This window comes from Pseudocolwellia sp. G5-9, assembly GCF_055808995.1.
Map to the genome: position 1 here is coordinate 2,192,028 of NZ_CM147893.1, position 16,806 is coordinate 2,208,833.

Sequence of the window (16,806 nt, forward strand, 5' to 3'; positions counted from 1 at the left end):
CATTGAAATTTAATGACGGTGATGATCAGGTGAAATATTATCGCCTTGGCTATTGTAAAAGCCTTTTGGTGTGTGGTCGATAAAACCTAAGTTGATCATTTTAACTAAAAAAGGATCTGACTCATTATCGCCTATATCCGAATAATCAGTACTTTGATATTGATAGTGTTTAGCAAAAAACTGGTTAACATTATCTAACGACGATTCAACATTATTCAACTGCCAAGTTTTACTATAATTGTTCTGTGTCACCTGTAATATTTTCACTAAGTTTAATTGTGGTAACCAAGTTAAATGAACCTTGATACCTTCTTTCGTTAACTGATATTCTTCTTGCTGATAACAGCCACTACCCGCTTTAGTTATAAAGCTCATTTCTTTAATTTGTGTGGGCGTAATTAATTGATATTTGGTTTGCCAATTAACTTTTCTTTTAAGCTCGGTAGGCTGATATTCAATAGAGCGTTTCTGTTCTTCAAAATAACGATTTAATGCTACTTGATTATTAGGGTATTTAACCCAAACATCCGTTACATTGTTATGTGGATAAACATAAGCCACTTGATTTTTATTACGTACTAAATCTAACTGCGTTTTGTGATTGCCAGCAGAACCTTTGGTTTTAATATTGCTTTCAGTTTCAATCATGTAATGAGCTTCTATAATATTAGCGTTTATATCACAGGTTTCTGCACTTACGTTTAATGACAATGCTAAAGTAAATACCGTTGTAATTTTTATCGTGTTAGCAATAATATTTTTATACATAGTTTTTCACAAAGTGCTTTTCAGCACATAAATTAAGTTAGAGGGAATAAAATAAAAACAAAAGGTTGAAGTAAATCTCCAACCTTTTGTGGTTTAGCAGAAATGTCGCAATGCTTATTCCATAGCGGCTTCAGCGTTTTGAACTAAGTTACCTGCGTAATCCATTACATGGAAAATCAAACTTTGTTCGTTAGTACCTGTTACCAAATGCGCGCCTGGTCCCATGGCATATACACCTACATCTTCACCTGCATGTGTTTCTGAACTTAATGGAACAAGAGCTTCTTGATGATAGCCTGATGACGTTGTATCAACTGCAGTTAAGTCTTGACGACCCACAGCAATATCTAAACTATAACCAGCATCTGCATCGGTTTCAGTCATTAAGTTTCTGAAACCATTACCATTGGTATAACCTACAGTGGTATATGGCATACCATCGGCTGCTTTAGTCGGTTCGGTTTTCCCAACTTCAACAACTTTACCTAATATAGGATTACCGCGTTTAGGGTAGCCAGCAATGGTGAATACATGACTGTGATCAGCCGTTACAATAATAAGCGTTTCTTCAGGGTTGGTATTTTTAACTGCTTCTTCAATCGCTTTAGCAAATTCAATCGTATCAGTTAATGCGTTGTAAGCACTGCCCGCATGATGACCGTGGTCAATTCGACCCGATTCAACCGTTAAGAAAAAGCCTTTTTCGTTGTTGTCTAAAATATCAATCGCTTTGCTTGTCATTTCAGATAATGAAGGTTCGCCAGCAATATCATTTTTACGGTCAGCTTCATATTGCATATGAGATTCGTTAAATAAACCAAATACACGTTCAGTTGAATTTGCATTTAATGCTGCAAAACCAGCTTTATCCATAACATAGTTGCCACTTGGGTAAGTCGCTTTCCATTCAGCGGTTAAGTCGCGACCATCAGTTCGGTCACCTTCAACAGCGCTGACTGCATCCATACTGTTAAATGCGGCATCTTTCGGTAAGAAATGACGACGACCACCACCTAGTACCACCTCAAGACCATCTACATTAAGGCCAGTAAACTTAGCTTCTAAATTTGCTTCAAAGTTAACAAGTTGCGACGCTATATCTTCACAACCTGCAGTTACTGCATCAGCAGGCATATCTGAAACATCTTCCCAGTTTCGGTCCGCTGATTTAGCGTAAGTTGCTGCTGGCGTTGCATGAGTAATACGTGCAGTAGAAATAAGGCCTGTCGATTTACCTGCGATTTCAGCTAACTCTAATGCGGTGACTAATTCGTTACCTGAAACCGTATTACATTTACCACGTTCAATCGCCTCAGAAACACCAATAACACCTACATCAGTTTTAACACCAGAGATCATTGCTGTCATTGTGCCGGCAGAATCAGGTGTTTGAGAGTCAACATTGTAAGTTTTAGCAAAGCCAGTAAACGGGAATTTATCAAAGCTTAGCTCGTGCTCTTCACCCATTTTACCCATTTGTTGTCCCGCTAAAATACGCGCTGCAGTTATGGTTGAAATCCCCATGCCGTCACCTACAAATAAGATCACGTTTTTCGCTTTACCACGGGTGTTTTCAATGTTTTCACTCTGCATTTTGGCTGTTTTAACTTGCGCTGCGCCAGCAGTATACCAAGGACTTGATACCGTTTTAGTTACTGCTTTACCAGTAGCTTCAGTTATAGCAGCAGTACATACATATTGTGTAGAATCTACTTCGCTCTCATCTAACATGCTGTTGCTGTTGTTGTCTAAACCTGAGTCTATTTGAACGCCGCCGTTGGCACAGTTTGCATTACCTATAGCAAGTTGCGTTTGTTTAACTAAGCTGTTTAAACCGTTTGCGCCATTGGCACCATTTTTACCGTCATCACTGTTACATCCTGTTAATGCTACAAGCACAGATAATGAGACTAATTTTAAAGATTTCATTGTGTTTGCCTTATTGATTAGGAATTAAGTTAAGTGATTGGTTAATTAAGTGAAATACAACACTTTGCTCTACAGTACCTTGAGCTAAATGAGCACCAGGCCCCATTGCATGTAATGAAATATCTTCACCTGCATGAGTTTCAGAACCTAATGGTACGAGGGCTTCTTGATGGAAACCTGATGTCGTTGTATCAACTGTGGTTAAGTCATGACGACCTGCTGAATCTGCTTCGCTATACGTTGCATCTGCGTCAGTTTCATTTACCAAATTTCTAAAACCTAAACCGTTGGTATAGCCTAAAGTTGTATACGGCATTCCGTCTGAAGCTTTTGCAGGTTCAGTGCTACCTACTGAAACTACTTTACCTAAAATTGGGTTACCACGTTTTGGATAACCAGCAATGGTAAATACGTGGCTATGATCGGCTGTTACAAGAATAAGTGTTTCTTCAGGGTTGGTTGAATCAACGGCAGCCTGAACAGCTTTGGCAAATTCAATGGTGTCGGTTAACGCGTTATAGGCACTACCAGCATGATGACCATGGTCAATACGACCTGACTCAACCACTAATAAAAAGCCTTTATCGTTATTGTCTAAAATATCAATCGCTTTAGCGGTAAGTTCAGTTAACGATGGTTCACCTGCTATATCGTTCGCACGGTCAGCTTCATATTGCATATGAGATTCGTTAAATAAACCAAATACACGTTCAGTTGTAGCTGCATCAATCGCGTTAAAGCCGGCTTGGTCAATTACATATTTACCGTTAGGGTAAGTGGCTTGCCATTCTGCCGTTAAATCGCGACTATCTGTACGATCACCTTCTACTGCGCTAGACGCATCGGCACTGTTAAACGTGGCATCTTTTGGCAAGAAGTGACGACGACCACCGCCCATAACCACTTCTAAACCATCAACATTTACACCTGGAAAACGCATTTCTAGGTTTTTCTCAAAATTAACTAATTGAGAGGCAATATCTTCACAGCCTGCAGTAACCGCAGCTTCTGGCATATCTGAAATATCTTCCCAGTTACGGTCTGCCGATTTAGCATAAGTAGCTGCTGGCGTTGCATGAGTAATACGTGCTGTTGAAATAACACCCGTAGATAATCCTTTTATCTCAGCAACTTCAATCGCGGTAATTAACTCATTACCTTTTGCTGTATCACAATTACCACGTTCAACGTCGGCATCAACACCAATAACACCAACATCGGTTTTAACACCTGAAATCATTGCGGTCATAGTACCTGCTGAATCAGGTGTTTGAGCATCAACGTTATAGGTTTTAACTTGAGCTGAATAAGGAAAAGTTTCAAAGCTTAAGTAACCTTCTTCGCCTGAATTTCCTTTTATTTGCCCGTCAAGAATACGTGCAGCCGTTAATGTAGATATGCCCATACCATCACCAACAAACAAAATAACGTTTTTTGCTTTATCGCGCTTAGTTTGTTTAGTTTTATTGATTACGGTTTGTTTTGCTTCGCTATACCAAATACTGTCTTTTTGTACTGCTGGAAGTACATCAGCTGTTGCAACAGCAGACAATAACATTGATGATAAAGCTGATACTGAAACCCAAGATGAGTTCATCGCTTATTCCTTTTCAAAAATTATAAAAGAGTTAAAAGTTGGTTAACTTTTTAGACAGAAAGAGGATAAGAAAGAAATGTGACAAATCAGTAACGATAATATGAAGCTGACATAACACTTTTATTGCAGAAAAAAGACATAGAAAGAACAAATGAAAAAAACAACGACACATTTAAATACTTTGGCTATTACAAAATCATCATTTGGATTATTAAGTTCTGGTGAGGAAGCTCATTTATTCTCCTTAACCAATAATAAAAACACGCAAATTTGTATTACAAATTATGGTGGAGCCATTGTTTCTATAAATACTCCCGGCAACAAAGGTGATCTTGCCGACATAGTACTTGGCTATGATTCTATTGAAGGGTATGAAAATGACTCGGATTATTTAGGTGCAATTGTTGGCAGATACGCTGGTAGGATAAAAGAAGGTATTGTTACTTTAGATGAACAAATAATGACACTTTCATTAAACCATGAAAATAGCCAGTTACATGGTGGAAAACAAGGCCTAAATAAACAACTATGGCAAGCTGAAATAGAAACATCACCTGAACAAGTATCGTTAACGCTCAAACACACTTCACCAGATGGTCATAACGGTTTTACAGGAAAAGTTCAGTTTTGTGTTAAATACACACTAAATAATAACAACGAATTAACGGTTGAATATTTTGCACACACCAATAAAACCACGATTATTAATTTAACTCAGCACAGTTATTTTAATTTAGCAGGACACGATCAAGGCAGTATTTTAAACCATCAAGTACAGTTAAATGCAGATTATTTTCTGCCAATGAATAATCAAGCCTATCCAACAGGCGAAAAATTAAAGGTAAAAAACACGCCACATGATTTTACTGCGCTCACCTCTTTATCATCAGTTATAGACGTATCAAACGAGCAAATCAAAATAGCAAAAGGCTACGATAATTATTGGTTAGTTAATGCCTCTGATACGATTCAAACCTTAGATGATTATGCCGCCAAAATAGTAGAACCTATGTCAGGAAGAAAACTTACACTCTATACCGACCAACCGAGTGTTATTTTATATACAGGGAATTACTTAAATATGGGCTTAGATGGTAGCCAACAAGGTAAAAAAGGTAACGTTTATCAAGCTCAACATGGGTTATGTATAGAGCCACAGTGCGCATTTGATCATTCAATATCTAATGCTAGCTATAAACCTTTTTCAAGCTGTATATTAAAACCAGAACAGCCTTTTTACAGTAAGAGCATTTATGTGTTTGATGTAATAATTCCGCGATAAATTTTATAACAATATATACCCGTTACCACTCAAGAGGCTATTTCAGAGTATCTTGAATGGTAACGGGTATAACTTAAAGCTAATCTCATCTTCCTTCCCTATTTATCCCACCTTGTATTTTTATTCTTTTTTATACGATAAATATTCATTAATTTTAGAGTTTCATTGCCAAACTCTGCAGATATAGGTTAAATTTAAATCACTTATTTATTCAAACATTTTCATTACCACTATTTTAACAACATTTAAAATTAAAGGCTCACAACACTGATGAAGCCAACAAGGAACATAAATGAAACCTAATGTTAAACCAGCAAACCCAAACTTCTCTTCAGGCCCTTGTACTAAACGCCCCGGTTACAATCTTAGTTCGCTAAATACTGACAGTTTAGGCCGCTCTCACCGTAGTAGCATAGGTAAAGAACGTTTAAAAAAAGCCATTGATGAAACCTCACGATTATTGAATTTACCCCAAGGTTATAAAGTAGGCATAGTACCGGGTTCAGACACTGGTGCTATGGAAATGGCGATGTGGTCGTTATTAGGTCAACGTCCTGTAGATGTTTTTGCGTGGGAATCTTTTGGCTCTGGCTGGGTAACCGATGTTGTTAATCAACTAAAACTTGAAGATGCAAATGCATATATTGCTGAATATGGTCAACTGCCTGATTTTACAAAAGCTAACCCTGAGCACGATACTATTTTTACATGGAATGGCACCACTTCAGGCGTAAAAGTTAATAATGCCGATTGGATAAGTGACGACCGTACAGGCCTAACGATTTGTGATGCCACAAGTGCCGTTTTTGCTATGAACATTGATTGGCCAAAAATTGATGTTGCTACCTTTAGCTGGCAAAAAGTACTTGGCGGTGAAGGCGCACACGGCATGTTGGTTTTAAGCCCTAGAGCAGTTGAACGTCTTGAATCATATACGCCTGCATGGCCATTACCTAAGGTATTTCGTTTAACAAGCAAAGGGCAATTAATTGATGGTATTTTCAAAGGAGCTACGATTAATACACCTTCGCTATTATGTGTTGAGGATTACCTTGATGCTTTATCTTGGATTGAAAGCATTGGCGGCTTACCCGCTGCTATTGAGAAAAGTGAAGAAAACTTAAAAGTTTTAGCTGCATATGTTGCAGAAAACACTTGGATCGACTTTTTAGCGCAAAGCCCTGAAATATGTTCTAACACCAGTGTTTGTTTTCAATTAAAAGCAAGCGATGAACAAATTAAAACCATGATCAAACTATTAGCAGATGAACAAGTTGCTTTTGATATTGGGGCATACAAAGATGCTCCTTCAGGTTTACGTATATGGTGTGGAGCAACGGTTGAAAAATCAGACCTAATAGCTTTACTCCCTTGGTTAACTTGGGCTTACCAGCAAGCTACAGCATAACTGATAAAGGCGTTAGTAATTATTATTACTAACGCCTTTTTCTTTAAGTACAACAAACATCATTGATATTTTTCCATAATAATAATTTAAGAGTAACTCATGAAGAAAATCAGAACATACAACAACATTGCAGTAAAAGGTTTAGATAAATTTCCACAAAACAGCTATCAAGTATCTTCAACGTGTGAAGAGCCCGATGCTATTTTATTACGTAGTCATAAATTACATAATGAAACATTACCCAGCTCAGTTTTAGCTATTGCTCGCGCGGGTGCTGGTGTTAATAACCTCCCCGTGAGCGATTACACTCCGCAAGGTATCGTGGTATTTAATACCCCTGGCGCCAATTCAAATGCGGTAAAAGAATTAGTATTAGCCAGCTTGTTATTAGGTTCTCGCGGTATCACTCAAAGTATGAGCTATGTTGATTCGCTCGCCTCAGAAACAGACCCCGTTGAACTACACAAAAAAGTTGAAGCGGGTAAAAAACAATATGGCGGTAGCGAACTAGAAGGTAAAACATTAGGTGTAGTAGGTTTAGGCGCTATTGGCGCCAAAATTGCCAACTTAGCATTAAATTTAGGTATGAATGTTATAGGTTATGATCCTAAATTAAGTGTTGAGGCTGCATGGCAATTATCATCTAATGTTACTCGCGCTGAAAATCTAAACTCTTTATTAGCACGCTCTGATTTTATTACTTTGCATGTACCTGTTATTCCTCCAACGTTAGGCTTTATCAATGAAGACGCATTATCTGCCATTAAAGAAGGTGCACAACTGATTAACTTAGCACGTGGTGAATTAGTGGATGAAAAAGCGGTTATTGACGCGTTAGATTCAGGAAAACTTAAGCGTTATATTGCCGACTTCCCTAGTGAAGCATTAATTGCCCACGAAAAAGTTATATTATTTCCTCACCTTGGTGCCAGTACTGTTGAAGCCGAAGAAAATTGTGCTGTAATGGGCGCTAACCAATTAATCGATTTTCTTGATAATGGTAATATTGTTAACTCGGTTAACTTTCCCACTATATCAATGGAGCGTACTAAGGGTTACCGAGTTACTTTTGCTAACGACAATGTACCCAAAGTATTAGGCACCGTTTTAAACTTACTTGCCGATTTAAATATTAACGTATTTGATATGATGAATAAAAGTCGTGATGAAATTGCTTATACCATTTTAGATATTGAGCAAGAACCGACACCCGCTTTAATTGAGAAAATTTCAAACGTTGAGCATGTTTTTCACGTAAGAAGTGTTTAGATCAGGTTTGATTTTTGATAATAAAAAAAGGCTATAACTTGATATAAAGTTATAGCCCTTTAATTATATTTCTGATTATCGAATTTTAACGACCGCCGAACATTCCACCCATTCCGCCGCCACCGCCTGGAGGCATCATACCTTTCATGCTACGCATCATTTTTTGCATACCGCCTTTGCCAGACATTTTCTTCATCATTTTTTGCATTTGGGTAAATTGTTTAAGTAACTTATTCACGTCTTGAATTTGTGTACCTGAACCTAAAGCTATACGACGTTTACGCGAGCCTTTAATAATTTCAGGACGTTGGCGTTCACCTGGAGTCATAGAGTTGATCATAGCTTCCATACGGATCGTTATTTTATCATCCATTTGGCCTTTGATTTGCTCAGACATATTACCCATACCCGGTAATTTATCCATTAAGCCCATCATGCCGCCCATATTTTGCATTTGTTTAAGTTGATCACGAAAATCTTCTAAATCAAACCCTTTACCTGACTTCACTTTTTTAGCTAATCGTTCAGCCTGTTTTCTATCAACTTTTTGTTCTACTTCTTCAATAAGAGATAAAACATCACCCATACCTAAAATACGAGAAGCAATACGATCAGGATGGAAAGGTTCTAAAGCGTCAGTTTTTTCACCAACACCCATAAATTTAATGGGTTTACCAGTAATATGACGAATAGATAAAGCTGCACCACCGCGTGCATCACCATCGGTTTTCGTTAAAATAACACCTGTTAATGGTAATGCATCACCAAATGCTTTTGCAGTATTCGCAGCATCTTGACCTGTCATCGCATCAACAGTAAATAAAGTTTCTACTGGGTTAATAGCAGCATGAAGATCTTGAATTTCAGTCATCATGCTTTCATCAACGTGCAAACGACCCGCGGTATCAACAATGACTACATCAAAAAAGTTAAGTTTTGCATGTGCAATGGCCGCATTACCTATATCAATAGGCTTTTGAGAAATATCACTCGGGAAAAATTCAACATTAACTTCTTTTGCTAACGTTTCAAGCTGCTTGATTGCCGCAGGTCGGTATACATCGGCACTTACGACTAATACTTTTTTCTTTTCACGTTCTGTTAAAAATTTAGCCAATTTAGCAACAGAGGTTGTTTTACCCGCACCTTGTAAGCCAGCCATTAACACAACAGCAGGAGGAACAGCTTTTAAATCAAGCCCTTCATTTACTTCCCCCATGGCTTGTTCAAGTTCAGATTGAACTATTTTTACAAACACTTGCCCCGGAGTTAGGCTTTTAGAAACGTCTTGCCCTACTGCGCGTTCTTTAACTTTATTAATAAACTCTTTAATAACAGGAAGCGCTACATCAGCTTCAAGAAGTGCCATACGCACTTCACGTAACGTATCTTTTATATTATCGTCAGTTAAACGGCCACGGCCACTGATATTTTTGAGTGATTTGGTTAATCGATCGGAAAGATTTTCAAACATGAAGAACTCTATATATTACGGATACCACAAATTACTTGGTATTATACCTGTTGAACAAATAAGCGAAAGTATAAAATTCTTTGCGCTAAAATTTGTACCCTTTATTTTGAGGGAAATCATTAAAAATTTAATTTAAACCGTTATTCAATCATTAACTATGGCGTAGCAAAATCAATCTGATAGAATCGACGTTATAGGAATAGTTCTTATTTACTTTTATAGTTCTGTAATAAGTGTGGAGCACTTTGTGAGTTTACCTGATATTTTATCAATAACAGCATCCGTAAGTTACTTACTAGCAGCTGTTATTACTATAACAACCCTATTTACACCTAAAGGCCCAAACATAGTATTGGTATTATTTTTAGGTTGCTTAGGTATTATTACTCATGCACTCAGCAGTAGTAGCCACTTAATATATTCACCAGACGTTATTAACTTTAGCTTACCTAATGTTGTTTCTTTAGTAAGTTTATTAATTACATTAAGTATTTCAGCTGTTGCCATTAAATTTAAAGTTAATTTATTATTACCCGTTGTTTATAGTTTTGCGGGCTTTTGGCAACTTGTTTTATTTTTAATTCCTGAAGGCCACGAAATTCCAATAATTTCAAACAAAATAAGTGTTATTAGCCATGTAAGTTTATCGTTAATTGCTTACTGTATATTAGTTATTGCGACCTTATACGCATTTCAGGTTTCTTATATAAACTACAAATTAAAACAAAAAAAATTACAAGCGGTAAACCATTTACCTCCATTAATGCAAGTTGAAGGTCAGCTATTTACCTTACTAGCAATGGGAACTTTGTGTTTAAGTATAAGCTTACTTGTAGGCTTCATATTTTTAGAAAATTTCTTTTCGGCACAAAACGGCCATAAAATGGTATTTTCTTTTCTTGCTCTCATCACTTATATTGTGATTTTATGGGGTCACTTTAAACAAGGCTGGAGAGGCCACAAAGTGCTCGTTTTAACCATTATCGCGACATTTTTATTAACATTAGCCTATTTTGGTAGCAGATTTGTGAAAGAGTTTATATTACAATAAGACACAAATAACTGCGGGTTGTAATCAACTAACAGCTTAGTTAACCAACACCCGTATTTTTTAACAAACATAGGATCCACTTTTTGGATAACATATCAACGGAAACACTCTTTGTTATATTGGGTGTTTTGATACTCGTTTCAGCATACTTTTCTAGCTCTGAAACAGGCATGATGTCTATTAACAGATATCGTCTACGACACTTAGAAAATCAAAAGCACAAAGGTGCTATGCGTGTTAGTAAGTTACTAGCAACGCCTGATAAACTTATTGGGCTCATATTAATAGGTAACAACCTCGTTAATATTTTTGCCTCATTAATCGCTGGTATAATTGCTGAACGTTTATATGGTGATGCAGGTATTTTTTATGCCGGACTACTTTTAACCTTTGTTATATTAATTTTTGCAGAAGTTACCCCTAAAACTCTTGCAGCTTTGTACCCTGAAAAAGTCGCCTTCCCAAGCTCAATCTTACTTAATATATTATTAAAATTATTATACCCATTTGTTTTAGCGGTTAACTGGCTAACCAACGGTATTTTAAAAATTATTGGCGTAAGCTCAGAGCAAAGAGAGCATCATACGTTAAGCTCTGACGAACTTAAAACAGTGGTGAACGAAGCGGGGGCATTGTTACCAAAACGCGACCAAAGCATGCTGGTAAGCATATTAGAATTAGAAAAAATTACCGTTGAAGATATCATGATCCCCAGAAGTGAATTACAAGGTATTGATATTAATGACGATTGGAAAGTTATTCAAAAACAGTTAACCCAAGCAAATCACACCAGAGTCTTGTTATATAGAGATTCTATTGATGACGTTGTGGGTTATATTCACATGCGAGACGCACTCAAATTACTGTCTAAAAATCAGTTTACTAAAGCTACTTTAGTAAGAGCCGTAAGAGAGCTTTATTTCATTCCTGAAGGTACAACACTTAATGTACAGCTATTAAAGTTTCAGCATGCTAAAGAGCGTTTAGGCTTAGTTGTAGACGAGTATGGCGACATTCAAGGCTTAGTTACTTTAGAAGATATTCTTGAAGAAATAGTAGGCGACTTTACAACAACTATGACACCCGCCACCAGTGAAGAAGTTAACTTACAACCTGATGGAAGTTACCTCGTTGATGGTAGTGCAAACATTCGAGATATTAATAAAGAAATGTCTTGGAATTTTGCATCAGACGGCCCAAAAACCCTTAACGGCCTGATCATAGAACATTTAGAAGATATTCCAGAAGCTAATTTAAGCGTAAGAGTTTCAGGTTACCCTGTTGAGATTATTGATGTAAGCGACAACATGATTAAAACAGTACGCATACTGCCTGAGTTTTATCAGGAAATAAAAGAGACTGAAGAATAACGCCTTTCTAATAATATATTGTATTTAACCTCAACTCGGGTTAATGAATGTTAGATAATGAATTAAAATTATTATTTATCAAAACCTTAACCTGTACCGTTGTTTTCCTAAGTTATATTAGTCTCTCAACATTGATATTTTTGTGTATAACAAGGTGAATTTTTCTATCTAATAGCTAGCTATTAGTAATAAATTCAACGAAGTTAGGCATAAAAATAGCTTGTTGAGTAACTTTGCTTATCCCGAGCTGAGGTTATTTACTAATACCAATTAAAATCGTGCATTCAATTGGTATTAGTTTTTTAGCAGCCTAAATCTTGCTATTCAAATATTAACTTAGATATTTAATTACTTAAACTAAACAGGTTAACAGTAATAAATAATATTCGCTAAGCTGCTCTAATACATTTATACAGTATATATCACATTTTTCGAGTATAGACTCTACACTAAGATGCTCAATATACTAAATACAAAAAAGCCGCTTAATGAATAATCCATTAAGCGGCTTTTAAATCAGACATTACTTATACAATCTCACTAATGAGATTGAAGGGTAATATTATTCTGCTTCGTTATTTACAATAAGTATTTCAACTCTTCGGTTAGCTGCACGACCTTCTACACTGTCGTTGCTTGCTACAGGTTTAGATTTACCGTAACCCGTTGATTCAACTCTACCGCTTTCAACTTGACCCACTTCACTTAAGAAATTAGCCACTTTATTACCACGTTCTGTCGATAATTTTAAGTTGATTTCGTCGCTACCTCTGTTATCTGTATGTCCTGAAACAACGATATTTGAGTTAGGAAACGCTGAAATTGCTTTTGTTATTTTATTTAATAAAGCAAAGTTAGATGCATCTATTTCACTGTTACCCGATTTAAACGAGAAACCATGAGCACGAATAAGTACATTATCTCCTTGGCGATATACATCAGCTTCTTGTTGATTAAATAACGATTGAACACCTTTAAATTTAGCGGTAATTGCATCATTACGACGTTTTTCACTTTCAGCTTTCTCTTGTGCTGCTGCTAATGCTTGCTCTTTTTCTTGCGCTATTTTCATTTCTCGTTCTTTGGCTTGAGACATAGCAACATTCATTTCAGCTTGTGCTGCTGCAAGTGCTAACTCTTTTTCCTTAGCTATTTGCATATTTCGTTCTTGCGCTTCTGTCATAGCAACCGTTACGTTGTCTTTTTCTGAAACAAGGCGTTGTATTTTGCTATTAAGCCCTTTAACCATGACTTTGTTAGAATCATCAAACGCGACTTGTTGCTCAATTGGAGAAACAATACGTGTAACTTGTTCTTGATACCATAGTACTTTATCTTCTTCTTCATAGTCTGATTGACGGAAATGCGTAATAACCTCAGCAATACCAACAGCACGCTCTACATTCCAAATAGCTCGTTGGGCATGAGCATTCGCTTTTTCAGTTTCTCTGCGATCAGCATCTAAGGTATTTAATGCTAATTGGTAATCTTCTTGAGCTAATTTCATAGTGCGTGGAGCTAAATCGTCAACGTCTTTCTTTTTAGCATTTTCAATCGCCACTTTAGCTGCATCTACAATGTTCACTTTAATAGAGGCTAATTCGATTGCTGCATATGCACGCATGGTTTCAGTACGCTCTTCTTTTGCTTCTTGTACGTCGCCATTTTCAATTAACTTAGTTAATTTAAGTAGCTGTTTCTCTGCTTTTGCAAAGGCTTCAGGGCTAGCAGCTGAGGCTTTACTTTTAATAGCTTTAGCACGAACAGATAACACTTCTTCAAGTACGTCTCTGTTTAACATTTCAGTTTTTTTAGCTAAGGCTAATTGTTTTAAACCTTCTTTAGCTTTTTCCAATGCTTTTGGATCGTCTGCTTTAGCAAGTTTCATTGCTTCGCTATACAGTTCGTTTGCTTTGGCGAAAGACTTTGGAGATAAAACATCTAGCTCGCTATCAAGCTCATTGGCTAACTGTGCTTTTAATGTAGACACAGGTAAATATTTTTGTATTGCCTGATCTTCTTTTAGTGATGGCTTACTAGCACAACCAGCAAAAGTTAAACAAACAGTAAGAAACACAATGTAATTTTTCATTTAGGATTTATCCCTATTAAGCAATTTAATATGCAATGCAATTAAATATATTGAACACTAAATTAATATTTAGAGCATTTTTTAATCGTCGGTCCAAAACCATTGGGCTTAGGTCGCGATCGTGGCAAGTATAGTCGATAAAAAAATAAATACATAATATTTATTCATAAAATAATTACATTAAATTTACATAAAATTAACAACCGTATTGTTGAAAATTTTACCACTTTAAGTTCAACGAGTTACCTTAATATCCTGAAAGTCTTGATAAGTATTCTCCCCTCCTGATCAGATAATGTTTTCAGTATTTGAGCTAATCTCGCTTAAAAATAGTTATAAATATTTTTTATCTCTTGGCTGAAAAAGTTTCGAATTGTTAGTAAATTTTCTGTTGAGTTCAACATTAACTATTCAACATTATATTAGGCTCAATATAGTGAAATTTAGATACATAACTCAGGCGAGTAAGTTATTTATTTTTAAAGAAAAAGCTATTATTTGTGGATAATACCTACATTAGAACAAGTTAACAACAGACTTATCCACAGGTAATTTTTTGTGTGATAATTTTCCACAATTTCTGTGGATAACAAAAGCAAGGCCAGTAGATTTCTGACTTCAGATTTTGCAAACGATTTTTTGCAATTTTATGAAGTTTTTTTAACAATTGTTTTTGTCATTTATTTGGCGCTCATTTACGATAAATTAATCAATAAAATGATGCAATTGGCAAGAAATATGCGTAATAAGAATAATGCCAATAGTTTCTAATCTTGGCATTATTTAGGGTCTATTGATTTTTTCTTATTATTTTTGCAGCAGTTTATTAGCCTTTTATACAAGGCAGAGCTTATGTTTCGTCGTTGTTCTACTCTAATAGGCGATAACCTAGTATAAATAGTTAATAAACGCTGTCCTACGGAGCCGTTTAAATACTTATTAGTCATTGTTGCAAGGAATTTACATAGAACAACTAGGCTACCCTCCTTGCGCCGCGATCAACAAGCATTTAATGCGAATTAATCAACTCGAAAACAAGCGTGACCACCAACCTTGGTTAAACGAGGCTTCGCATTTTTTCAATTGAGCACTATAGCGTTTAGCGCGCTTTTCTACTTTACGAGAAACAGCCATTAGCCATTTCTTTTTATAATAACTTTTACGCTTAAAACCTCCCCAGCCCTCATGATAGTTAAGGTACTGATTGTAAGCATCCCATTTTGAGGTTTTATTCAGCTTTTGAGATTTATAAATAAACCAGCCCATAAAGTCCATCGCATCATCAAAGTCATCACGATCGGCACCGCTATTGCCCGTTTCTTTCATGTAATCGTTCCACGTCATGGTTTTAGCTTGCGAATAGCCATAAGCAGAACTTACACGACCAATAGGAATAAAGCCCAGAAAATAATCCATAGGAGGAATAGCATCATGTTTAAATGAGCTTTCTTGATACATCATGCTCATAGGTACATGAATAGGCACCCCCCATTTATCTTTGGCTTTTTTAGCAGCAAAGTACCAATCAGTATTCTGTTCAAAGATGCTGCATATATTTTCAGGATTCTTGGGGGGTAATGTAGAACAAGAAACTAACGAGAATAGAATAAAAATAATAAAAATATGTTTAATAGACAAATGTACAACCCTAATAATGTCTTTTCCCTAGAAATAAAGTTTAGCATTAAGTTGAATGGAACATCTAACAAAGTTCCATTTCAACAGGTTTGTTATTGTTGTTATTAAATATTCTCCTCTAATTTCCATCGTATTTCTCTGTTACTATTCAAGAGAGTAATTAATAAATACTAAAACGATAAATACAATGAGCAAAGAATTTACCCCTGAAGATACCCATATTATAAAAGAAATCATGCAATATCGCCGAGATGTTCGTGGTAACCGTTTTACTGATAAAAACGTACCGAGTGAGGTAATTGATCAAATATTAGAAGCCGCTTTGTATGCGCCTTCGGTTGGCTATTCACAACCTTGGCAGTTTATTGTTATTGATGATCAAAACATAAAGCAAAAAGTGTTTAACTCTTTTACCGAAGAAAACAATCACGCAAAAACGCTTTTTTCCGGTAAAAAAAAGCAAAGCTATGCCCAATTAAAACTTGAAGGAATACTTGAATCTCCTATTAATATTGCAGTTTTTTATCAACCATCAGAAAAAACTATATTAGGGCAAACCAGTATGAGCGACATGGGAAGGTTTAGCGTTGTTTGTGCAATTCAAAATATGTGGTTAATGGCACGTTCACTTAATGTAGGTGTAGGTTGGGTGAGTATTGTGGATCCTAAAAAAGTAAAGGCAGCTGTAAATGCACCAAAAAATAGTGAGCTTATTGCTTATTTATGTGTGGGTTATGTCAATGAGTTTTTGGATGAACCTGAATTGAAAACTAAAAAGTGGGAAGAAGAAAAACACAAAGAAGATATTATTTTTAAAAATACCTTTAAATAACATCACTCAAATAAAAATCAAAAATAAAATGAACTTTTTATATTTAAACCACTCATACCTTTGAAATATGTATTTCCCACATAGTATTTCACTTTT

The 16,806-nt window shown here is 36.0% G+C and carries 12 protein-coding genes; 6 read left to right on the forward strand and 6 right to left on the reverse strand.

What is annotated here, in order from left to right; all coding sequences use genetic code 11:
- Window positions 1–9: 9 nt before the first annotated feature.
- The 3 genes from AC0L5Q_RS09390 to AC0L5Q_RS09400 form a co-directional block, all read right to left on the reverse strand.
- A complete protein-coding gene (locus AC0L5Q_RS09390; RefSeq protein ID WP_473617851.1) occupies window positions 10–768 on the reverse strand; it encodes a hypothetical protein in 759 nt (252 codons plus the stop codon).
- Window positions 769–882: 114 nt separating this feature from the next.
- The gene (locus tag AC0L5Q_RS09395; protein ID WP_473617855.1) at window positions 883–2,697 is read right to left on the reverse strand and encodes an alkaline phosphatase family protein; all 1,815 of its coding nucleotides are present in this window, start codon (window positions 2,695–2,697) and stop codon (window positions 883–885) included.
- Between the two features lie 10 nt (window positions 2,698–2,707).
- Entirely contained in the window at window positions 2,708–4,294 is a 1,587-nt protein-coding gene (locus tag AC0L5Q_RS09400) for an alkaline phosphatase (protein ID WP_473617859.1), read from the reverse strand.
- Between the two features lie 151 nt (window positions 4,295–4,445).
- Here AC0L5Q_RS09400 and AC0L5Q_RS09405 point away from each other — a divergent pair, with 151 nt between their 5' ends.
- From AC0L5Q_RS09405 to AC0L5Q_RS09415, 3 genes are all read left to right on the forward strand, one after another.
- Entirely contained in the window at window positions 4,446–5,576 is a 1,131-nt protein-coding gene (locus tag AC0L5Q_RS09405; RefSeq protein WP_473617861.1) for an aldose epimerase family protein, read from the forward strand.
- 292 nt (window positions 5,577–5,868) lie between these two features.
- The gene (locus tag AC0L5Q_RS09410) at window positions 5,869–6,984 is read left to right on the forward strand and encodes a phosphoserine transaminase (RefSeq protein ID WP_473617865.1); all 1,116 of its coding nucleotides are present in this window, start codon (window positions 5,869–5,871) and stop codon (window positions 6,982–6,984) included.
- Window positions 6,985–7,083: 99 nt separating this feature from the next.
- On the forward strand, window positions 7,084–8,253 hold the full coding sequence (locus AC0L5Q_RS09415) for a phosphoglycerate dehydrogenase (protein ID WP_473617868.1): 1,170 nt from the start codon (window positions 7,084–7,086) through the stop codon (window positions 8,251–8,253).
- Between the two features lie 85 nt (window positions 8,254–8,338).
- Here the strand turns inward: AC0L5Q_RS09415 and ffh are convergent, their stop codons facing one another.
- Window positions 8,339–9,727, reverse strand: a complete 1,389-nt coding sequence (gene ffh / locus AC0L5Q_RS09420) for a signal recognition particle protein (protein WP_473617872.1) — start codon at window positions 9,725–9,727, stop codon at window positions 8,339–8,341.
- 247 nt (window positions 9,728–9,974) lie between these two features.
- On the opposite strand from ffh, the gene AC0L5Q_RS09425 reads away from it, so the two are divergent.
- A complete protein-coding gene (locus tag AC0L5Q_RS09425; protein WP_473617875.1) occupies window positions 9,975–10,778 on the forward strand; it encodes a cytochrome C assembly family protein in 804 nt (267 codons plus the stop codon).
- A gap of 83 nt (window positions 10,779–10,861) precedes the next feature.
- A complete protein-coding gene (locus AC0L5Q_RS09430; RefSeq protein ID WP_473617879.1) occupies window positions 10,862–12,148 on the forward strand; it encodes an HlyC/CorC family transporter in 1,287 nt (428 codons plus the stop codon).
- A 562-nt stretch (window positions 12,149–12,710) separates the two neighbouring features.
- Here AC0L5Q_RS09430 and AC0L5Q_RS09435 read toward each other — a convergent pair.
- Window positions 12,711–14,240 (reverse strand): OmpA family protein, encoded by a 1,530-nt coding sequence (locus AC0L5Q_RS09435; protein WP_473617883.1) that lies wholly within the window; start codon window positions 14,238–14,240, stop codon window positions 12,711–12,713.
- A 1,023-nt stretch (window positions 14,241–15,263) separates the two neighbouring features.
- Entirely contained in the window at window positions 15,264–15,872 is a 609-nt protein-coding gene (locus AC0L5Q_RS09440; RefSeq protein ID WP_473618280.1) for a transglycosylase SLT domain-containing protein, read from the reverse strand.
- Window positions 15,873–16,065: 193 nt separating this feature from the next.
- Between AC0L5Q_RS09440 and bluB the strand changes: the two genes are divergently transcribed.
- Window positions 16,066–16,710, forward strand: coding sequence for a 5,6-dimethylbenzimidazole synthase (gene bluB, locus AC0L5Q_RS09445; RefSeq protein ID WP_473617886.1), 645 nt, complete (start codon window positions 16,066–16,068; stop codon window positions 16,708–16,710).
- Window positions 16,711–16,806: the final 96 nt, after the last annotated feature.